This window comes from Flavobacterium ovatum, from assembly GCF_040703125.1.
Taxonomy (GTDB): Bacteria; Bacteroidota; Bacteroidia; order Flavobacteriales; family Flavobacteriaceae; genus Flavobacterium; species Flavobacterium ovatum.
Genome location: NZ_CP160035.1, coordinates 2835714 through 2857928, shown reverse-complemented (window position 1 = coordinate 2857928; position 22215 = coordinate 2835714). Strand labels below are relative to the sequence as shown.

At 33.7% G+C, this 22215-nt stretch carries 20 protein-coding genes, 1 other RNA gene and 1 pseudogene; 18 read left to right on the top strand and 4 right to left on the bottom strand.

The window, feature by feature from the left end:
* Nucleotides 1-133 precede the first annotated feature (133 nt).
* Both ABZP37_RS12075 and ABZP37_RS12070 read left to right on the top strand, forming a co-directional pair.
* Entirely contained in the window at nt 134-910 is a 777-nt protein-coding gene (locus tag ABZP37_RS12075) for a hypothetical protein (protein WP_366183323.1), read from the top strand.
* A gap of 5 nt (nt 911-915) precedes the next feature.
* Entirely contained in the window at nt 916-1920 is a 1005-nt protein-coding gene (locus ABZP37_RS12070; RefSeq protein ID WP_366183321.1) for a S1C family serine protease, read from the top strand.
* Nucleotides 1921-2140: 220 nt separating this feature from the next.
* Here ABZP37_RS12070 and ABZP37_RS12065 read toward each other — a convergent pair whose 3' ends face one another.
* On the bottom strand, nt 2141-3250 hold the full coding sequence (locus tag ABZP37_RS12065; protein ID WP_366183319.1) for an IS91 family transposase: 1110 nt from the start codon (nt 3248-3250) through the stop codon (nt 2141-2143).
* Nucleotides 3235-4095, bottom strand: coding sequence for a tyrosine-type recombinase/integrase (locus tag ABZP37_RS12060; RefSeq protein ID WP_366183318.1), 861 nt, complete (start codon nt 4093-4095; stop codon nt 3235-3237). Before ABZP37_RS12060 ends, ABZP37_RS12065 begins: the two co-directional genes overlap by 16 nt.
* A gap of 351 nt (nt 4096-4446) precedes the next feature.
* Here ABZP37_RS12060 and ABZP37_RS12055 point away from each other — a divergent pair, with 351 nt between their 5' ends.
* From ABZP37_RS12055 to ABZP37_RS11990, 14 genes and pseudogenes are all read left to right on the top strand, one after another.
* Nucleotides 4447-7098 carry an IS66 family transposase gene (locus ABZP37_RS12055; protein ID WP_366183316.1) on the top strand — a complete coding sequence of 884 codons (2652 nt, stop codon included), beginning with the start codon at nt 4447-4449 and terminating at the stop codon, nt 7096-7098.
* Nucleotides 7099-7185: 87 nt separating this feature from the next.
* Nucleotides 7186-7782, top strand: coding sequence for a DUF6088 family protein (locus ABZP37_RS12050; RefSeq protein ID WP_366183315.1), 597 nt, complete (start codon nt 7186-7188; stop codon nt 7780-7782).
* The gene (locus ABZP37_RS12045; protein ID WP_366183314.1) at nt 7775-8794 is read left to right on the top strand and encodes a nucleotidyl transferase AbiEii/AbiGii toxin family protein; all 1020 of its coding nucleotides are present in this window, start codon (nt 7775-7777) and stop codon (nt 8792-8794) included. Before ABZP37_RS12050 ends, ABZP37_RS12045 begins: the two co-directional genes overlap by 8 nt.
* Before the next feature lie 299 nt (nt 8795-9093).
* Nucleotides 9094-9348, top strand: a complete 255-nt coding sequence (locus ABZP37_RS12040) for a type II toxin-antitoxin system Phd/YefM family antitoxin (RefSeq protein ID WP_366183312.1) — start codon at nt 9094-9096, stop codon at nt 9346-9348.
* A gap of 1 nt (nt 9349) precedes the next feature.
* Nucleotides 9350-9607, top strand: a pseudogene (locus ABZP37_RS12035) (Txe/YoeB family addiction module toxin).
* Between the two features lie 281 nt (nt 9608-9888).
* A complete protein-coding gene (locus ABZP37_RS12030) occupies nt 9889-10458 on the top strand; it encodes a TlpA disulfide reductase family protein (protein ID WP_366183311.1) in 570 nt (189 codons plus the stop codon).
* A gap of 152 nt (nt 10459-10610) precedes the next feature.
* Complete coding sequence (locus tag ABZP37_RS12025) at nt 10611-11408, top strand: DUF1853 family protein (RefSeq protein ID WP_366183309.1); 798 nt, start codon at nt 10611-10613, stop codon at nt 11406-11408.
* Between the two features lie 703 nt (nt 11409-12111).
* Nucleotides 12112-13074: an IS30 family transposase gene (locus tag ABZP37_RS12020; protein WP_366182577.1), complete on the top strand. Its 963-nt coding sequence runs from the start codon at nt 12112-12114 to the stop codon at nt 13072-13074.
* Nucleotides 13075-13515: 441 nt separating this feature from the next.
* Nucleotides 13516-13659 (top strand): hypothetical protein, encoded by a 144-nt coding sequence (locus ABZP37_RS12015; protein WP_366183307.1) that lies wholly within the window; start codon nt 13516-13518, stop codon nt 13657-13659.
* 23 nt (nt 13660-13682) lie between these two features.
* Entirely contained in the window at nt 13683-14069 is a 387-nt protein-coding gene (locus ABZP37_RS12010; RefSeq protein WP_366183305.1) for a DUF302 domain-containing protein, read from the top strand.
* A 202-nt stretch (nt 14070-14271) separates the two neighbouring features.
* Nucleotides 14272-14871: a nitroreductase family protein gene (locus tag ABZP37_RS12005; protein ID WP_366183304.1), complete on the top strand. Its 600-nt coding sequence runs from the start codon at nt 14272-14274 to the stop codon at nt 14869-14871.
* Between the two features lie 261 nt (nt 14872-15132).
* Entirely contained in the window at nt 15133-17460 is a 2328-nt protein-coding gene (locus ABZP37_RS12000; protein WP_366183302.1) for a DNA topoisomerase 3, read from the top strand.
* A gap of 716 nt (nt 17461-18176) precedes the next feature.
* The gene (locus ABZP37_RS11995; RefSeq protein ID WP_366183301.1) at nt 18177-18983 is read left to right on the top strand and encodes a DUF3822 family protein; all 807 of its coding nucleotides are present in this window, start codon (nt 18177-18179) and stop codon (nt 18981-18983) included.
* Nucleotides 18980-19567 carry an RsmD family RNA methyltransferase gene (locus tag ABZP37_RS11990; protein ID WP_366183299.1) on the top strand — a complete coding sequence of 196 codons (588 nt, stop codon included), beginning with the start codon at nt 18980-18982 and terminating at the stop codon, nt 19565-19567. The genes ABZP37_RS11995 and ABZP37_RS11990 overlap by 4 nt, the downstream gene beginning before the upstream one ends.
* Nucleotides 19568-19601: 34 nt before the next feature.
* On the opposite strand, the gene ABZP37_RS11985 is transcribed toward ABZP37_RS11990, so the two are convergent.
* Nucleotides 19602-20537 (bottom strand): 2-dehydropantoate 2-reductase, encoded by a 936-nt coding sequence (locus ABZP37_RS11985; protein ID WP_366183297.1) that lies wholly within the window; start codon nt 20535-20537, stop codon nt 19602-19604.
* Nucleotides 20538-20691: 154 nt separating this feature from the next.
* An RNA gene (rnpB, locus tag ABZP37_RS11980) (RNase P RNA component class A) lies at nt 20692-21039 on the bottom strand.
* Between the two features lie 157 nt (nt 21040-21196).
* On the opposite strand from rnpB, the gene ABZP37_RS11975 reads away from it, so the two are divergent.
* Nucleotides 21197-21496 (top strand): hypothetical protein, encoded by a 300-nt coding sequence (locus ABZP37_RS11975; protein WP_366183295.1) that lies wholly within the window; start codon nt 21197-21199, stop codon nt 21494-21496.
* Nucleotides 21497-21712: 216 nt separating this feature from the next.
* Nucleotides 21713-22213 (top strand): thioredoxin-like domain-containing protein, encoded by a 501-nt coding sequence (locus tag ABZP37_RS11970; protein WP_366183293.1) that lies wholly within the window; start codon nt 21713-21715, stop codon nt 22211-22213.
* The last annotated feature ends 2 nt before the right edge of the window (nt 22214-22215 follow it).

The window sequence follows — 22215 nt, the reverse complement described above, 5'->3', positions numbered from 1 at the left end:
GTTTTGTACTTGGAAAACTTGTGTTTAACCGAAAAACAAATCTTAATTTAGTCCCAAACCTCGCAAAGCACGGGAACGTTATGTGCCATTTTGCCAAAAAATCGCAGAAAAATAAAACCATAAAATTGAATTTATGCCAATTGAAAAACCAACTGACCAAACAGCACCAGTTTTCTTTCCAGAGGACAATTACAATATTGTAAAATATATGGATTTAGCAAAATTCATCTCTTTATTACATTCAAAATCTCTCTTTTTTTGTCGTTTAGATAAATTAGAAGATAAATTTGAAGGCTCTTCTCCTAAACTTAATTTAGAATATAACGAATATTGGTATAGACAACTTTACGAACAAAAACATTTAAAATCTTCTAATATTGACGAATCCGTTGCAAAAGATGTATCGGATAGAAAAGATATCGAAGAGAAATTTAAAAGCTTAAATTGCATTTGTTGTTGGAATAAATATAATTCAGAATCTTATGCTTTGTGGAAAATTTATTCTGAAATAAATAAAGGAATTATGATAACCTCAAATATTGAAAATTTAATTAAATCATTTGAGACAACGACTGAAAATATACAATTAAGTGAAGTTAGATATATAAATCACGAAACTGACTTAATTGGAAAAGGCAATCTAAACTATCCGATTATTCATAAAAATATTGCTTATAATTATGAAGATGAGTTGAGATTAATTCATTTAGTAAAAGCAGAAAATGGTCTTGTATACGATTGGGATTCCGAAGCTAATAGTTCAGGAAAGCAATTAAATAATAATTTAGAAATATTGATTGACGAAATAATTTTAAGTCCTTATTCTCCAAAATGGTTTTATGATATAATTCAAGACTTAACTATAAAATACAACCTAAACAAAAAAATAAAATACTCTATATTAAAATAAACACGATGAAAAAAAATTATTTATTAATACTTACAGTTTTACTCTCCTCTTCATTTGCCTTTAGTCAATCTGCTACTGAAATAGCAAAAAATGCAATCCAATCAACTGTTTCAATAGTCGCATTAGATAACACTTCACAACCATTAGGATTTGGTTCAGGTTTTATTATTGAAGACGAATTAATAGCAACTAATGTTCACGTTATTGAAGGAAGTTCTTCAGCCTATGTTTTAGTAAATGGTCAAGAAAAAAAATATAAAATAGATGGATATTTGTCAATAGACAAATCAAATGATTTAGTGATTTTAAAGGTTTCAGGACTAAAACATAAGAGTATGATTCTAAATAAAGGAAATATTCCTGAAATTGGAGAAAAAATATATGCAATAGGAAATCCAAAAGGATTTAATGGAACTTTTTCAGAAGGAATAATTAGTGGAATTCGAAATTTTGATAAAAATCAAGTTTTGCAAATTACTGCTCCAATATCGCCAGGTAGTAGCGGTGGTCCTGTTGTAAATCTAAAAGGCGAAGTTGTTGGGGTTGCTTTCGCAACTTACAGTGAAGGGCAAAACTTAAATTTTGCAATTCCAGTTGAATATTTATCAGCATTAATGAACAATTTAGGAGTTTTAACTCCAGTCTCAACTGTAAAGAAACCTTTAAAGTCTACAAAAACAAATGTAATAAAGCCTAATATTAAAGAAGGTGTAATAATAAGAAACCTTGCTTGGGGCTGTAGTCACGAATTTAGTTTTAATTTTTCAATAAAAAATAATCTTCCTGTATCTGTAAGTGGCATAAAAGTATTGATTTTGGTTTATGATAACACAGGAGTTATTGTGAATTATTATGAAGATACTTATTTTAGTGGTTATAGAAAAGATAACGGAATTAAGCCATTTCTGGCTAAAACGATAGAATGTAATCATACTATTTTTATGGATAGCTTCAAAAAAGGCTATGTTCTTAAAGCTAGAATATTAGATTTTACATTAGAAGACGAATAAAAACGGCACATAACAGCTAAGGTTTCGTTGGGCTTGAAAAGCCAACAATGAAACCGCGGTTGAACGGAACCGCTCTACTTCCGCCACTATGGGGATATCGATAAACAAGTTTAGGGATTTTAAGAGGACAAAACGTCCTCTTTTTTTTTTGAGCCGTAAATTAGGCTGGTTTTATTGTATTTTCCTTCACCGTTGGACACAAATGCCCTTACCCACAACGTTAATTGTTACAGGGAGCTAATTTTTGGCTACTGCCAAGATACCAAGTAGGCGGTCCTCGTTGGTCGAACATTAGAATTGTGTGCAAATTGCCCGTTTTACAACATTGACACTTTCTTATTTTCGATTCTTTGGCTACTTTTATTTGGGGTTGTACCTTTAGTTTTTCTTGTAAAATCTTTAGTTTCTCTCGTTTCCAATTGCTACTCAAAAAGCCATAATGCCGTAATTTTACAAATCCTTTAGGCAAAATATGCATCGTAAAACGTCGGATAAATTCCTCATGTGTGAGGGTCATGCTTTTGCGTTGCCCATTCTGACGGTAATCTTTGTAATGAAAACTTACATTTTGATCATCAATGCTTTTTAATCGGTTGTTACTAATCGCTATTTTATGGGTATATCTACCAAGATACTCAACAACTGAATTCGGATTACCAAAAGGCTTTTTGGCAAATACCACCCAAGGTTTCTCCCATAGTTGTTTCTTCACTCGGGTGTACTGATCAGGATCTCGCTGCTTCAAAGCATCGCAGAATTTCCCTCGATATACCTTGGACAACGCTTTGACATTGTAGAGGTATTTCCCATCTCCTCGAATACTTTTCCAGTTGCCGCCTTTGTCAACTCCACCACCCGGCACAATGCAATGCAGGTGCGGATGAAGTGATAAATTCTGTCCCCAAGTGTGCAAAACAGCAATCATTCCGCTTTGGATTTCTTTTCGTACTCCAAATGTTTTGAGCGTTGCCCAAGCCGATTCGAACAGCAAATTATACACCAATCTTGGATTCTTTATCGCAAGTGGATTAATCCCTTCAGGCAATGTGAAAACCACATGGAAGTACGGCACAGGCAAGAGTTCGCTTTGCCGTGCTTGTATCCAATCTTCTCGGTTTTTGCCTTGACATTTAGGACAATGCCGATTGCGGCAGGAGTTGTAGCTTATGCTGATGTTTCCGCAGGAATCACAAGCGTCAATATGACCTCCCAAAGCTGCCGTTCTGCACCTACGAACTGCCGATAAGGTGCGCAGTTGCCAACTGTTGAGTCCTAAATCATCAATCTTTGTCCCGAGTTTTTCTAGTACATGGGCTACTTCTTGCCGCACTTGGCAAACAAGGTATCGAGCGGACTAAAAGCTTTTTGGGTGTCGAGTTGAGCGATATGCAGGTATTCCATCGTAGTCTCGATTTGTTCGTGTCCCAAAAGGTTTTTTAGGCTCACAATATCAAGTCCATCCTCGAGTAAGTGCGTGGCAAAAGTGTGTCGGAGCGTATGTACGCAAACCTCTTTGGTGATTCCAGCAGCTTTACTAGCTTGTTTGACTGCCCATTGCACGCCACGTTGGGAATAACGAGAGTCAAAGTCTCCACCTGCGCGTTCTACAGGTTGCCCGTTGAAGAGATAGGTTTTTGGTTTTTCGGCTTCAATATATACTTTTAGCACCCGAATAAGATGCTCCGATAGCGGAACATAGCGGTCTTTTTTGCCTTTTCCCTGAACTACTTTAAGTTGCTGACGGTCAAAATCAAGGTCTTGTAAGCGTACCGATCGCGCTTCCATGCAACGAAGTCCACAGCCGTACAAAAGTCCGATTAGGACTTTGTGTTTGAGCAACTGACAACTTTTGAGCATCCGCCAAACTTCTTCTTTACTGAGTACCGTAGGGAGTTTTTTCTCGTGCTTAATCGAAGGTAAATGCAGGTACTCATAAGGCAATCCTTCGGACTTGAGTAGAAATCTCAGTCCATAAACACAATGTTTAAAGTAAGTTTGAGAAGGTGTCTTAGATCGTTTTTGTAGCATAAACAGGTACTCCTGTACTTGCTCTACATCCAACTCTGTTGGAATCTTACCAAAATGCAACGCCATCGAAGCAACATGGCGGGAGTAATTAGAAAAAGTGCTCTGACTGCGTCCTAAAACTGAAATTGTGCGTTCAAATCTGCCCAACAAGGATTCAAAATCAGGTACGTTTCGTATGGCCTGATTGATGATTTTGTTGTACTTTAATTCTTCTAGTGGTTTTTTTTATTCATCCTATAAAGTTTTTATTTACTTTTACAAAGGACTGCTATTTAACCCAATACACTACCGAAGGTTTAGTTCAACAGCCGTTTGCCAAGATTGGGGATTTAGTGGAATTAGCGTTTTTTAACTACATTTACGTTAAGCCGAAAATACTAGGTTTCAAAAGCCCCCAACCTCGGCAAGCGCCAAGACGTTATGCCTCATTCTATAAAACGACCGTGCTAAACATCAAAGAATGTTAAAAGAATAAACGAAATGTAAACACTTGGCTAAATGAAAATAACCAATGAAATTCTACACGCTGTTATTCATTGCAACCACAAAGCCTTTTTAAAAAAGGTTCAAGGAAATCAATTACCTCAGACAGAATTTCAAACTATTTTTGAAACGCTAAAACAAAAACAACAATCAGTAATACAAACTAAACTCTCATTAGATTTTCAAAATATTGATTATTCATCTAATTTAAAGTTTGAAAAAGGAAAAACCTATCTTCAGATTTCATTCAAAAATGCAGAAGTAGATTTGAAATTGGACGGAATTTATTACGACCATAGAAACAGTTTTGCACCTATTCTTATTTCTCCATTTGAGAAAGTCCAAAAATCAGACAAACTATTCATTGCGTTACAATCTCATTACCTGCAACAGAACTTCAACCTCAAAATTGAAGAAGTCAGAATAATATTTGGCAGTCAACAGAAAAGCACAAAAGTAATATTGAGAAATCTCTCAAAAGATGTAAAGAAAATAATTGCTACGATTGAGCAAATTAAAAAATTTGAAACTCATCCTGTATTTTATAAAATTAGCCATTGTCAAGTATGCGAGTTTAATCCGATATGTATCAAAAAGCTACAAGAAAGAGATGATTTGAGCCTTTTAGGAAATTTAAAACCGAAAGAAATTGAACAAAAAAACAACAGAGGTATTTTCTCTGTAAAGCAGTTATCATATAATTTTCGACCGAAAAAAAACCCATACCGAAGACGTAAGTTTCTACCTGAATTAAAGGCATTGGCAATTAGGGAGCAAAAAGTTTTTATTCAAAAATTGCCTGAATTAGTAAAAAAAACAACGGAAATATTCTTTGATATTGAGAGTATTCCCGACAGAGATTTTTATTACTTAATTGGAGTAATCGTCAAAACAGAAAATTCAGCAACAGAATATTCGTTTTGGGCAAATAATGTTACTGAACAACAGAATGTTTTTATACAATTCATTGATTTAATTAACACGCAAAATGATTTTATTCTTTATCATTATGGTTCTTATGAAATTCAGGTGTTAAAACGAATCGCCAAGAAAGTTTCTCTGCCCTATCAAAACAGAATAAAGAAAATCATTGAAAATTCGTTCAATGTACTTACACTATTTTCGAATGATATCTACACTCCGACATATACCAACGGATTAAAAGATATAGGAAACTATATGGAATTTAATTGGACAGATGAAAAAGCATCAGGATTACAAAGCATTATTTGGAGATATAATTGGGAGTTGAATCCGACAAACTACCTGAAAGAAAAATTGATTACCTATAATATCGAGGATTGTAGGGCTTTGATAAAAGTTCAGGAATGGCTTATTTCACTTTCCGAAAATAATGACCAAACGGTTTTAGCTAATAGCATTAAACAGCAAAATATTTTCAAGTGGGGCGTAACTGTCTTTGCTCTTGAGCATTTTAACGAAATCAATGCAAAAGCCTATTTTGACTACCAAAGACAACATGTTTTTTTGCGAACCGAACGAAAAGTTTATAAAGCCATTTCAAAAACCAAACAAACTTCAAAGCAATACAATCGCATTGACAAAAAAATCAACCTATTCCCTGATAAATGTGAAAAATGCAGTAACAAAGACATCAAAATAATCAGAAGTAGCAAAAAGCCACAAATTGATTTGGTATTTATGAAGTCTGGGATAAAAAAACAAGTTATAGAATACCAAGGTGGAGCATATTTTTGTAAAAATTGTAAAAAAAACTTTATGGTAGAGGATATGAGAAGATTGCCTACCTACGGGTATAATTTAATGTTGTGGTCAGTCAACCAAAAAATTCAATACAAACTTAGTACGGAAAGTATTATAAACTTACTGAAAGACTCATTCAACATAGGTGTTTCGGCTACTCAAATGACTCGTTTCAAAGAAATCATAGCAACAAAATATGAAGAAACGTACAATGAAATTATCAAAAAAATGAGCCAGTCAAAACTCATTCATACAGATGAAACTATTGCACGTATAAATGGAATTGATGGATATGTTTGGGTATTTGCCAATTATGATAGTGTTTATTACCAATTTCGAGAAACAAGAGAACCTGAGTTTTTGAAAGAACTCTTAAGGGACTTCAAAGGTGTTCTGGTTTCTGATTTTTATACAGGATATGACTCTATGGAGTGCGAGCAACAAAAATGTTTAGTTCATCTTATTCGTGATTTGAATGAAGATTTTATGAAACATCAATTGGACGAAGAATTTAAACAGATAATATCAGAATTTGGAAACCTACTGCGGAATATCATTGCTACGATTGACAAATATGGCTTAAAAAAGTTTCATTTGAATAAGCACAAAAAAGAAGTAGAAAAATTTTACAAGAAAGTTATTTTACCAGAATTTGAATCTGACTTAGCCATTTCCTATCAAAAACGATTTATCAAATACAAAGAGAAATTATTTTTGTTTTTAAATCACGATGGTATTCCTTGGAATAACAATAATGCAGAACACTCCATAAAACCATTTGCCAAATGGAGAAAGAAAGTCAGCAAAAGCCTCTCAAAGAAAAACATAGAACATCACTTGATTTTGCTTTCGATACTTCAAACTTGTAAATATCAAGGCACAAATTTCTTTGAGTTTTTAAAATCGGGCAAAAAAAGCATTTATGAATATTCAGAAAAGTAACCGCTTCAATTTTTATATAAACATTATTCTCAATTCATTTTTTGTCGCAAATATTTACTAAATTTGCGACAAAATTAAAGCGTAAAAATGTCAAAAAGCATTGAAATACAAGTGTTAGATAAGTTAAAGAGAAGTCCAAGAGGAACGCTTTTCTTTGTGGAAAGTTTTACCAAAATTGCTAATGCTAAATCAGCAAACAAGGCATTGGAACGCTTAGTAAAGTCGGGTGAAATAGAACGAGTTGCACAAGGTATTTATGTTCGTCCTGTCATTGACGATTATATCGGGAAAGTGTTACCGAGCATTGAAGAAATTGCCATAGCAATAGCAAAAAGAGACAGAGCTACGATTGTACCGACAGGAAGTTACGCAATGTATAAATTGGGCTTGACAACGCAAGTGCCGCTAAACATTGTTTTTTATTCGGACACTTCAGCACGAAAAATAAAAATCGGAAAACAAACCATTACGTTTAAAAAAGCGAGTTCCAAGAACTTGGCGTTTGTTGGCGAAATCAGCACATTGGCAATTCAAGCATTACGGACAATCGGCAAAGACCAAGCGTCGGCAGAAGAAATAAAACAGATAAAGAAGATTTTGAAAAATGAAAATCCAAAACACTTACAACACGATTTGCAATTAGCACCTGTTTGGATTAGAAAATTGATTCTGGACAATGAATAAGTTTACACATTTACAAGAATGGTTTCAACTACCCGATGAAACTAAAATCAGATTGTTTGCAGAAACAAGCCGACAAATTGGTTTGCCTTCTACATCAGCCGCAGAAAAAGATTGGTGGGTAGTTCACACATTGGCAATAATTTTTTCAATGGAATGTGCCAATGCCCTGATTTTTAAAGGCGGAACTTCATTAAGCAAAGGTTGGAACGTAATACACCGATTTTCAGAAGATATTGATTTGGCATTAGATAGAGAATTTTTTGGTTTTTCGGGCGAACTCACAAAAGGCGACGTCAGAAAACTTAGAAGAAAATCGTTTCAATTTATCTCAGAAGTTTTTACCGAAGAATTGAAAAATAAATTTGTCGAATTGGGTTTCAAAGATGTAACTATAAAACCTCGTGAAGTAGAAAATCACGACCAAGACCCTCTAATTATTGAAATCTATTACAACAAACTCACAGAGACAGATACTTATTTAAAACCAGGTGTTCTGGTGGAAGTTGGCAGTCGCTCATTGAAAGAACCTTTTACACAAAGGACTTTCGGTACGTTTGTTTCTGAAATCTACACAGATAATCCTTTCACAGACAAACCAATAACAATTCCTATTGTAAATCCTGAACGGACATTTTTAGAGAAGATATTTTTATTGCACGAAGAATTTCAGAAACCGTTTGACAAAATACGAGTTGAACGTCTTAGCAGGCACCTTTACGACATTGAAAAACTAAGCCAAACGGAATATGCAGAAATTGCATTGCAAGACACGGAGCTATATAACACAATCGTAAAACATCGCAGTAAATTCAATGCTATTTCAGGTATTGATTATGCAAAACACAATCCTGCAAACATCAAATTTATTCCACCCGATTCCATCATAAAAATGTGGGAAGCTGACTATGAAGAAATGAAAGGTAGTATGATTTACGGTCAACCATTAGAATTTGATAAACTCATAAACAGACTGACTGAATTGCAAAAGCGAATAAATGAAATACAACACTAACCTTAACAGACAATGACACTGCAGAAAGAAGAACGAAGGCATAACAGGCGTTTGGCAAAAGTGGCGGTTCAGTGCTCCGCAGACAGTTTTGTGGTTAATCAAAGTTTGGTTCTCCGCATCAACATTTGTGGTAAAAATCGCCACATCGCCAAGCGACCAAACGTTAGGCGATAGTTTAAAAGACGTTCGGTAATCTAGAGATACTTAAACAATGACAAACTGTCTTTGCCCATAATAAATCGTTAAAAACTATAAAATACTCAAGTATTGTACATAAATTTGTACAAAATACATTAATTATGGTAGTTACAAATATTTCAGAATTCAGAAAAGATATCAAATCGTATTTTGATCGAGTAGCAATCAACTTTGAAACGCTAATAATCAATCGCGGTAAAGATTCAGGAATTGTGGTTATATCTCTTGAGGAATACAATTCGCTTATTGCTACAAATTATGAATTATCTAGCAGGACTAACGAAAGAAGATTAGATGCTGCAATTGATAAATTTAAAAACGGAAATACGTTTTCTAAAGACCTAATTGAAGAATAGAATGAAATATGTATTTGTAGATGAATCATGGGAAGATTATTTGTATTGGCAGAAAATCGACAAAAAGAAAGTTAAGAAAATAAATGATCTACTTAAAGATATTGCTAGAAATCCTTTTGAAGGAATAGGAAAACCAGAAGGGTTGAAACCTAAATATGCTGGATTTTAGTCAAGAAGGATTGATGACGAACATAGATTGATCTACCGATTTATCGATGATGAAATTCAAATTTTAAAATGTAGACATCATTACGATTAATACTCTTCGATAGGCAGATATAAAAACAATCCTTAACACCAATTTTTGAACTCCTTCAAAGTATATCATCAAATCTTCAATGATGAAAAATCAATTTATTACTACTGAACAGAATTGGCTGTAATGGGTTTGAAAATATAAGGAACTATTCGCCTGCCATGAAGAAAATGGAAAGTAAAAACAACTTATAAGTATAAAACTTTCCTAATATGTTAGCACAATTAATAAGGCTATCCTAACTTGTAATCGCAATAAACAGCTTTCCTGCTAAAATATAAAAAATGAATTTAAGAAATATAAAAAAATCCACCGTTCACAACATAATTTTCTTCGTATTCATTGGTTTACTATTGTTCAGTCCTATGGGTACTTTTGTAAAAGTGCAACTAAACCGATTAATAGCGTTCTCCCCAAAAACGATTGCGGTTACAGATCAAAAGAAACTCTCTAGCTACCATTGGCAATTGATGGATGCTAGCGGAAAGACAGTTTCGCTAAACGATTATAAGGGCAAAATAATATTCATTAATTTTTGGGCTACTTGGTGTCCTCCCTGCATTGCTGAGATGCCGAGTATGCAAAAGTTATATGATGATTATCAAAACAAAATGGTGTTCTTGTTTGTTACCAATGATGACTTTACAAAAACAAATGCTTTTTTGGCTAAACAGAATTTAAACTTGCCCATCTATCAAGCTGCTGCCAACCCTCCTGTAGAATTGGAGTCTTCGACAATTCCAGCTACTTATGTCATTGATGCGCATGGCAATATTGTTTTGGCTAAAATTGGAACAGCAGATTGGAACAGTGACTCCTTTCGAAAAGAATTAGATGTATATATTGGTGAATGAGTTGTAAACTCTTTTTGTTTATCTAAGCGCAGAGTTAGTCGATTCTTGTGCGAACTGTAGCCTATAACTTTTGCAACTACTACACACTCCTATTTGTCTTTTCATTTCCTATCTATTAATTTGCACAATTACGCTATAATTTGAAAAACAAAATGCAAACCAACCCAAGAATAGCTTCAATACTACAAGCGAATAGTCTCGACTTTTCGGTTACTGCTGTGCCTACTTTTGAGTTATCGGTTTTGAACCTTCAAGATGATTTGGAATTTGAGTTGCCCACTAAACTAAGATTGGGTCATCTAGTGGAGAAAATTGTTTCTGAATTGATTAAATCCTCTACCAACTATAGTATAATAGCTGAAAACATTCAGATCATTGAAGGTAAAAAGACCATTGGGGAAATTGATTTCATTATCGAAAATAAAATATCAAAAGAGTTAATTCACATGGAATTAGCTTATAAATTTTACCTCTTTGACCCTACCCTTTCTACAGAACCGATAAACAACTGGATTGGCCCGAACAGAAATGATTATTTAAAAGAGAAATTAGAAAAATTAAAAACAAAGCAATTCCCTTTATTATACCATAAGTGTACGCAATCAACTTTAAGTACTTTACCAATTGATAAATTTTCACAAGCGTTATGTTTATTAGTTTCCTTGTTTATTCCTTATGAATACAAAGGTTATTTTAGTCCTATTTATCAAAAAGCCATAAAGGGTTATTACATCAACTTTGAAACCTTCATCAGTCAACACAATGAAGAGAAAACCTATTGTTTACCCGCCAAAAAAGAATGGGGAATAGATCCCAAAAACAGCAAAATTTGGTCTGAATTTGAAAGTATAAAAAAGACAGTTGAAATCAATATGCTAGAAAAACAATCTCCTTTGTGCTGGCAAAAACACAAAGACTCGTATTCTACTTTTTTTATTGTTTGGTGGTAGGATGTAATAATTTCCCTAATCTGGTGCTCGTTTGCAACGAGTACTTACTTTATTTATAAACGAAATCGTATCATTTGCAATGCGATTAAATTTTTTAGTTTTCTCAATTACTATACTTTATAACCGCTAACCCTTACAATTCAAAGTGAAAAATAATAAAAGGAATTCTTTACAAAATTATAAGAACTGCACGTTACGCCCCAGACCGTAGTGGCATCCCCGAGAATTTGGTGGCTATTTTTTACAGTCAATAGAGAGCGACCGGAGGAAGCTCCTCTAGCGACTAGTAAAAAAAGCCAACGAATGGAGGGCTATAGCGGAGTCCTGGAATAGGCGCATAAAAAACTAATTTTTAAAAACTAATTTCAAATTGGCTCGTTTTCGTACCTTATACAAGTTAAAAAATTACAAAATAAAAATAGTTTCGAAGTCAATGTTGTAAAATTAAGCACGATATTAAATTGTGTTTTTAAGTGCTAATTTTGATACATTTTCTAATACTTATATAATACGATTTGCAATTAAATCCCGAACTTCACGTAATGAAATTTTAATGATTCTTAGATTCAAGTAATAAATGCAACACTTAGAAATTGATTAAATAAAGCCTACTGATAAGTCTTGCAGATCTAGATCTTCAAGACTTATCAGTAGGCTACGAAAAAAATTTCACTTATTTTTGGGTTACTAAGCACAAAAAAAGATGTCACATTTAACGATTGAACAAAGATACGAAATTGCTACACTACGTTCGCAAGGATTTTCCATGAGTAAAATTGGAGAGTTTGTAGGTAGAGACAAATCTGTAATTTCAAGAGAACTTTCTAGAAATTCAGACCAAAGAAATAATGTATATAAAGCAGATTTAGCTCAAAGTAAATTCCATTTTCGACAGCGAAAAAAAGCAAAGAAAATACACTTTACTGAAGAGATTAAAACACTTGTAACATCACTATTAAAGGAAGATTTTAGTCCCGAACAAATAGTTGGTCATTGCAAAATAAAAGACTTTAAATGTGTTTCTGCTGAAAGAATTTATCAATTCATTTGGGATGATAAAAAGAAAGGAGGTCAACATTATAAGCACCTTCGCTCAAAAGGTAAGAGATATGCTAAAAGGGGAGCTTTAAAGGGGTCGAGAGGTATTATTAAAGACAGAGAAGGTATCGAAAACAGACCTTTAGTTGTAGAAGAAAAGCAAAGAATAGGTGATCTTGAAATAGATTTGGTTATTGGTGGAAATCACAAAGGAGCTTTATTAACAATAAATGATAGAGCAACAGGCGTGCTAAAAATGGCTAAAATATATAGTAAGGAAGCACGAGAAGTTCAGGGGAAATTAATTGAATTATTAATGGAATGGAAACCTATTTTGCACACTATCACTTCTGATAACGGAAAAGAGTTTGCCAACCACAAAAAAGTGTCAGAAATACTAGAAATTAAATACTTTTTTGCCAACCCATATTGTAGTTGGGAAAGAGGTGCTAATGAAAATTTAAATGGACTAGTAAGGCAATATTTCCCCAAAAAATATAACTTTGATTTAATAACAGAAGAAGAGGTTTTAAGAGTAACAAATAAATTAAACAATAGACCCAGGAAAAGGTTTGGATTTAAAAGTCCAAATGAAATTTTTGAACAAAAACTTAAACAATGTGCATAATGTTGCATTTGTTACTTGAATCCACCATTTAAAAATTATTAGTAACTTAAGACTTAGCATTATGAATAATTTATTTAAAGGCCTTTTAGCAGGTTATGGTGCGAAAAAATTAGGTGGAGGTTGTTTTAGTACTGTCTTAATTTTTATACTCCTTTGGGTTTTATTGGGGCAATGCAGTCACTAAATTATAGTTGTTTTTAAGATGAATGCTATTCGAGTACACATTATAAATAAATCTAAGTATTTGAAAGTCTGTACAATTGTTTGTTTCAAACTTAACGAAAAGGACAGCTACTTTTTTAGATAATTAAATGCTAAAAACAGAGTCCTGTTTGAACTTTTATAATCAAGCCACCATGATAAAGGAAGAAGAAATAGATAACAAATCAAAATAGCGTCAAAAAGAACAGTTCGCCAATTAAATACTAAAACTATACAATTATGAATACGACAGGACATGAAGGAATGCAGATGGAGGGCTACTCATTTATGGGAATGCATTGGTTTTGGTGGGCTTCAATTTTACTTTTTGCACTTGTAATTTTAGCGGTAGCGCACCGATATAGAAAAAATAATAGAAAATAATTTAATTTTAAAAACACAAAATCATGGAATATTATTTCAGTAAAACTATAAATGACAGTTTCGAAAATGCAATCCAAAAAGTTACAGAAGCCCTTAAAGAGGAAGGTTTTGGAATATTAACAGAAATTGACTTGAAAGCAACCCTTAAGAAAAAACTGGATGTAGACTTTTACAATTATACCATTCTGGGTGCTTGTAATCCGCATGCTGCTTATAAAGCACTTTTGGCAGAAGATAAAATAGGAACGATGCTGCCGTGCAATGTAATTGTTCAGGAGAAAGTAAAAGGTCAAGTTGAAGTTTCGGCGGTTGATCCAGCTGCATCCATGCAAGCGGTAGAAAATGATGCACTTGGGGAAATTGCGATAGAAATTAGAGAGAAGCTTCAAAAAGTAATTCAAAATTTATAGTATTTAACGACACAATACCTCTTTTTAAACCTATAAACCTAAAACAAAATAGCATTTTGTAAGCTTCGCAAATGTCTCATGATTTTACACCTACTTCTAATTATTCATAAAGTTTGAAATAGTTGGCTTGCGAAACCAAAATCTACTAATAAAACATTCAAATCACTTAACTTTGCAGTAGAATCCATTAGAAAAAACAACTATGAATATTTTAGAATTAATCGAAAAAAGATACACTGCAAAGCACTATAATGTTGACAAAGAAATCCCTCAAGACAAAATTGATTCTTTGAAAGAAATTCTGCGTCTTACCCCTTCGTCTATTAATATTCAGCCTTGGAAATTTACTTTCGTTCAAAATCAAGAAGTAAAAACGAAACTAGCTGCGGTATCTATGCACAATGGCGACAAAATTAATCAAGCTAAATTGTTGGTTGTTTTTAGTGCTGTTGAGGATTTAGATGCTTTTCAAAAAGTAGTTGATACTGAATTACCACAAGCAAGAAGAGAATGGTACAACAAAATAAAAGCAAGCACCTCTGAAGCCGATTTAAAAATATGGTTTGCAAAGCAAGTGTATATCGCCTTGGGAGTAGGTTTGACCGCAAGTATAGCAATGGAACTAGATTCTACTGCAATGGAAGGAATCGAATCAGATAAGTACATGGCGATTCTTAATATGTCCTCACACAAACCCCTATTTGCAATGGCAGTTGGTTACGGTGCAGAAGATGATAGTAACCATATTGATAAAACACCAAAATCGAGACGATTATTAGAAAATGTAATTGAGACGATTTAAACAACTAAACAAGAGCTAAATTTTCTCAATATCCCTTTTGATTTCCTTGAGGAAAGCAGATTTGTATTGGTCCATTTATTTAGTAAAACATATTTTTTTTTCAAATCATATCTCATTATAAAAGCTTCGCGAAGTACTCCGCACTATTTGTGGGTCTTTGCGATTTTTTTTTATGTTAACAAAAATTAGGCAATCGACCGCTTTCCATTTCGATACCAAATTCTAAATTCCTAATTTGCACCCTCAAAACAGAAGGAATAAATGAAGGTTTGTATTGCCGAAAAGCCCAGTGTAGCACGAGAAATTGCATCCGTATTAGGAGCCAACACCAAACATGATGGCTACTTTGAAGGGAATGGCTATGCGGTAACCTATACTTTTGGTCACCTTTGTACCCTCAAAGAACCCAACGATTACAAACCCTATTGGAAAAGTTGGGACTTGAACAACCTACCAATGCTTCCAGAAAAATTCGAGACCAAAGTCGTGGAGAATTCTGGAATTCAAAAGCAATTCAAAATCATCAAAAGTTTGTTTGACAAAGCCACATTGGTCATCAACTGTGGGGATGCTGGACAAGAAGGAGAACTGATTCAGCGCTGGGTGATGAACGAAGCCAATTACAAAGGCGAAGTACAACGACTGTGGATTTCATCCCTTACAACCGAAGCTATAAAAGAAGGATTTGAAAACCTAAAACCCTCTGCCAACTACGATAATTTATACTACGCTGGCTTTTCTAGAGCCATTGGCGATTGGTTATTAGGCATGAATGCTACCCGATTGTACACTGTAAAACACGGCGGATACAAACAAGTACTATCTATTGGTCGCGTGCAAACGCCTACTTTGGCAATGGTCGTCGATCGTTGGAAAGACATTGAAAATTTCAAACCACAACCTTATTGGGAATTACAAACATTATATAGAGAAACGCTTTTTAGTTATGAAGAAGGTCGTTTTTTAAAGAAAGAAGACGGAGAGCTTTTGGCGAATAAAGTCCAAGAAAGCGAGTTCGAAATTGTTTCTATCGAAAAAAAGAATGGAAACGAATTTGCTCCCAAACTATTTGATTTAACGGGTTTACAAGTGTATTGCAATACGAAATTTGGATTTTCGGCAGAGGAAACTTTGAAGATAGCTCAGACTTTGTACGAACAAAAAGTAGTAACCTATCCCAGAGTAGATACTACTTTTTTACCGAATGACATTTACCCGAAAGTCCCTGGTATTTTACAAAAGCTGACGAATTATGCAGCATTGACCGAACCGCTTTTGGGAAAAAAGATTAAAAAATCGACCAAGGTTTTTAATGATAAAAAAGTAACAGATCACCACGCTATCATTCCAACGGGAATACAAGCCAATTTACAACACAACCAGCAATTGGTGTATGATATGATTACCAAGCGTTTTATTGCTGTTTTTTATGACGATTGTTTAGTCGCTAATACAACAGTAATAGGAAAAGCGGCTGAAGTTATGTTTAAAACGACAGGTAAAGTAATTCTAAAAAAAGGATTTAGAGTGGTTTTTGAGACATCGAAAAAGGACAGTCCTAATGTTAAAGAAAAAGAAGCGGATTTATTACCTGATTTTATCATTGGAGAAAAAGGGCCACACCAACCTTCGTTTTTAGAAAAAGAAACCAAACCACCCAATCAGTTTACGGAGGCAACTTTATTGCGTGCTATGGAAACGGCAGGAAAACAAGTCGACGACGAAGATTTAAGGGAATTGATGAAAGAAAACGGAATAGGACGTCCGTCAACGCGAGCGAATATTATTGAAACGCTTTTCAAACGCCAGTATATTGTTCGAAATAAAAAACAGGTTTTACCCACACCAACCGGAATCCAATTGATTGATACGATTCAGAACGATTTAATCAAGTCGGCGGAATTGACGGGATCTTGGGAAAAGCAGTTGAAAGACATAGAAAAAGGAACTTACTCAGCCGCAGCCTTCATAAAGAACATGAAGCAAATGGTGGATGCTTTGGTGTATGAAGTTCGAAGTGAAACCGTTCGTGCCAATATTTCACATGCAGGGAACGTTCAGAAAGAGAAAGCGGTTGTTGAGAAAAAGAAAACGGCTGGAATCACGGCTGAAGTTTGTCCGAAATGCAAAAAGAACACCCTGATTAAAGGAAAATCGGCTTATGGCTGTGGCAATTATAGCTCTGGCTGTGATTTTGTTTTGCCTTTTACATTCGCCGATAAAAAAATATCCGAAAACCAATATTTACGATTGTTACAAAAAGGTTCTACTGTCAACTTAAAAGACTTTAAAACCGATGCTGGAACGGTAGAAGGTTTATTGCGTTTGGATGAAAATTTCAAATTAAAACTAGAAACTAAAAAAACAGCGACTCCTACTCCACCAACAGATAAGAAATCTAGTTCAGATGATTTACCTTGTCCAAAATGCCAAAAAGGAATCGTTATCAAGGGAAAAACGGCTTATGGCTGTAGCAACTACAAACTGGGTTGTGATTTTAAAGTACTTTTTGATTTGGTTCGAGAAAAATTAAAAGACCAAAAACCTAGCAAAGAACTGGTTTATAAAATTTTGAGGGAAAATTTTTAAGTGTATCTCGACTGCACTACCTATGACTTTTTAGCTTAAACATCTGACTTATAGATACTTAAAAAAAACACACCCCTAGCCCCTCTCAAGAGGGGAATTAGAAGTGCTAACATTCAAATAACGTCATTTTATATTGCTTTTTTTAGAATAAAAATTACTCCTCGATGTGACAATTGAGAAAACCAGCTATTATTGTTTCCTCAATTAAACTAAACCATGGACTTAAAATCCATAGATTTGGTTGGCAGACTTAAAGTCTGCAAGGATGAATTACAAAAAAAGAAAATTAGCCACTGATCAAATTGATTTCCACAGATTAAATCCTTCTAATTCAAATAATCTGTGGCAAAAAGTTTTTAGAAGCTAAAGCGAAATGCACTAAAGTACATAGTTTTAACTATAATTTGAGACCAATAAAGGCAATATAAAAAGAGCTAATTATAACTTTACAAACCAAACGCTCGTCAGTACGAACGAAGTCGAAAACCATTTCTATAAAACTTCCTCACATAAAAAAATCACGACTGTACTCAATGTGAAAGTTGAGCAAAAATTGAATATTTAATTAATATTATTATTGTAGTTGATATTGATTTTTGTAATTGTTTTATGAATTTGATTTTTGTAATTGATTTTTGTAATTGATTTTTGCAATTGACCTTTGCAATTGATTTTTGAATTTGTAAGTTTGCCGTAGCAAATAAAATGCGTTATTCATGAGCATCACCGAAAAGAAATATAAAAAACTATCCATTCAAGTTTCCTTGACTGGGCTTTCTTTTTGTTGTTTTGACACCTTGAATAACACGATATCTTCTTTCAATGAAGTTGGTTTTGATACTATCGATAAAGGAATTAAGATTGAAGAGTTATTTTCTGATGCTTTTGAAAAACACCCTGAGTTGAGCGAAAGCTATGATGATGTAATGATTATACACAACAATAACCTTTCTACTTTAGTTCCTACTGCTCTATTTGATGAAAACTTCTTAGGCAGTTATTTACAATATAATACCAAGGTTTTTGATACGGATTTTTTTGCTTTCGATGAAATCAGCAATTACCAAATCAATTCGGTTTATATTCCATACGTCAATATGAATAACTATTTTATTGATAAGTATGGAAGTTTTGATTACAAGCATGCAAATAGTATTTTGGTTACCAAATTAATGGATGAATCCAAAAATAATGACACTAAAACTATGTGGGTTCATTTTGCTCAAGGGCATTTTGAAATTATTGTGATTCAAAATCAAAAATTGCTTTTATTCAATTCATTTGAATATCAATCTCCGGAGGATTTCCTATACTATTTATTATTTACTTCCGAACAACTCCAAATGAATCCAGAAAATTTACCTTTGGAATTAATTGGAGATATTACTACAGACTGCCCATTTTACAAAATAGCTTATAAATACATTCGCAATATCAACTTAAAAGAGGTTGAAGATTTGCGATGGAACAATTATTTTTCTGAGGCCGAAAACAGAAAACATTTTATACTTTTCAACTCATGAGAATCATTTCAGGAAAATTCAAAGGCAGACGCATCTCTCCTCCAAAAGGACTTCCCGTGCGTCCCACAACCGACATGTCAAAGGAAGCTTTATTCAATGTATTGAATAACCATTTCAATTTTGAAGGATTAAAAGTCTTAGACTTATTTTCAGGAACAGGAAATATCAGTTACGAATTTGCTTCTAGAGGAAGTTCGCCTATAACTTCAGTTGATGGTGATTTTGGTTGTGTAAAATTTATAAAACAAACGGCAGACGAATATGACTTTAATATTGCTGCTACTAAAAGTGATATTTTTAAGTTTTTAGAAAGAAACAATGCTTCGTACGACATTATTTTTGCTGACCCTCCCTATAATTTTGATCAAAAAACTTTTGAAAAAATAGTTTCTTTAATCTTTGAAAGAAACAGTTTGAATGATGATGGAATGATGGTTATTGAACATTCTAAATACACCAAACTGGATCACATGATTCATTTCTCCTTCAAAAAAACGTACGGAGGATCTATCTTTAGTTTTTTTGAGATAAATAATGCTACCGAAGAAGTTTTAGAGGAAAATGGTAATGGCGAAGAGGAGTAATTACTTCGCTATTTTTTCCAGAATAAACATAGTATTAAACGTCAGCTTTGATAGTTGACAACCTTTCCCAAACCATTTTATAGCTTGGTGTTTCCACCTCGTATTTAAGCCCCTCATTAACAACATACTCTATTAACGAAGCTAATTCAAATTTATTTCCTGCTCGAATATCTCTATTCATTGATGAAGTTTCATCATGAGGAGATTTTTCAAGTTTCAAAATCGTTTGCAAAATAATATCATTAGGTAAATCCAAGCCTTTAACTGCTGCTAACAAAGTGATTTCGTGTAATAAGGCAATATAGAGTTGGCGACTTTCGGCATTCTCTAAAATCTGACCAATACTTTGATTAAAATAAGAGGTAGCCGAAGCTAATGCTGAAATAAAAATAAATTTCTCCCAAACGGTCTCTTCAATGGTATCAACCAAATAGCTCTGGATTTTGGCTTGTTGAAAAAGCACTTGCAGTTTTTTCAATTTCCCCATAGGAGCCGTTGACGAACCAAAAAACAATTTTTCATATAATCCCATTTTGCGAATTACACCTGGAGTTTCAATCTTAGAGACGATATAAACACAGCCCAACAAAACTTCAGTATCTGGAAACAAAATTTGGATACGTTCGGCAGCATCTACTCCATTATATAAAGGAAGGATTAGTGTATTCTTGGTAATACAACCTGCTATTGAAGCCAAACTAGATTCTATATCATAGGTCTTAGTAGCGCAAATTAAATAATCGAGTTTCCCAATTTCCTCAGGCTTATCAGATATTTTAGATGGAAAAACAGTTAATTCTGATTTATCATCTACAATTTTCAACCCCTTTTCAATAACTTGTTTTTGGGTTAGCCCACGAGCAATAAATACAATTTCGACAGTATCCGAATCAACAAATTCCTTGGCCAAAAGTCCACCAAAGTAACCTCCTACTCCACCTAATCCTAATATTCCTATTCGAGTATGCATTTTTTGAAAAAGTTAAAGGTTAGAGGTTAGTTGGTTAAAAAAGGGTTAAACGGTTAATCGATTATGTGGTTAATTAGTTAAACAGTAACACTTAAACAATTAACCCCTAAACTTTTAAACAATTAATCCCTAACCATTTAAACTTTAACCTAATAAAAAAAACAGACCTATAAGCCGGATTCTGTCACCGATAAATCGGAGCCTTATCATTTATCTAGGCTTACAATTACTCGTAAGCTCAAGCTATCTACCCTTCAGCAACGGACGAGAAATCCTTAAATGCTGATATACTTGATATTTCACCGCATAGAGTTTACCTGGTTTCACTACAGCATTACCTGTACATACTTTCTGTTGCACTTGTCCTAATCGATCCTGAATAAATTCAAAACAAACCGACGGGTGTTACCCGCTATGCTTCTCTATGGTGTCCGGACTTTCCTCTTTATTCCGAACTTGATTCGGAACCTTATGAAATTTAAACTAAAAATCAGCAGGTACTGAAACGAGTTCAGCACAAAGCGATAAGGCGGTCTGTGATGCAAATTTACATTATTTCAAGCGTTTTTTCATTTTTAATGATATACTTTAACAAGAGATTTGTAAAGAATTAATTTTAAAACAGTTATCTTTAAACATCAACTTAAAACATCCTTATTATGTCCCGAATGTATCACTATACCTCCGTATCCAAAGCTTTAGACCAACTAAATGAAAAAGGCTTTACTTATGATTATAATATAAATGAAGCTGAAATCGTTAAAGATCCCAGTAAGTACGAGATTGTACACATTTACAGATACGAAGGCGACTCGAATCCTGATGACGAAGCGGTAGTCTATGGCATTAAATGTAGTTCTGGAAAGAAAGGGGTTTATGTGGCTGGTTTTGCGGCAAATTCTATCAATGAAGCTCACGAAGTGCTTATTCAAATCAGCATCAAAGACCGTTATAAATAGTTGATAGAAATAGTACGATAAACTATGAATACAATTGCGCCCTCTTAATCATAGTTCGCTAATTAGAATTCAAAATTTGTTTATAAGATTGTAAAATATCAGTCTGAACCTATTTAAAATCTTATAAAAATAGTTCAGCATATTCATATGAATAACAGGCTTAACTAATTAGAAGCCTCATGTAAAAAGTCACTTATTTAACCTAAAAATGTTATTATGAACCAAAACCACTCTTATGGAATTTTGGGACAGACTGCTCCAAAATGGGAAGTTTCCAGTTGGATTAATGAAAACGGGGAACTTGATGACCGTATTGATTTTGGAAATTATATAGGTAAAAAAAGAGTTTTGTTCTTTTTCCAAGATTGGTGTCAAGGTTGTCACACTATTGGATTTCCGGCTTTAAAGAGATTGATAACAGTATTAGTTAAAAATAAAAATATTGCTATTTTTGCTATTCAAACTGTTTTTGAAGGGCAACTTGAGAATACCTTTGACAAACTCCTCGTAAATCAAAAAAAATACGCTTTAAAAATACCTTTTGGACACGATAGTGGCGATGCGACTACCCTTTTTATTTCTAAAACAATGCAGCATTATCAAACTAGAGGGACACCTTGGTTTGTTATTATTGATTCAAACGGGATCGTTGTTTTCAATGACTTTCATCTCAATTCAAAAACGGCAATAGGTTATTTACAATCTACACAAGATTAATT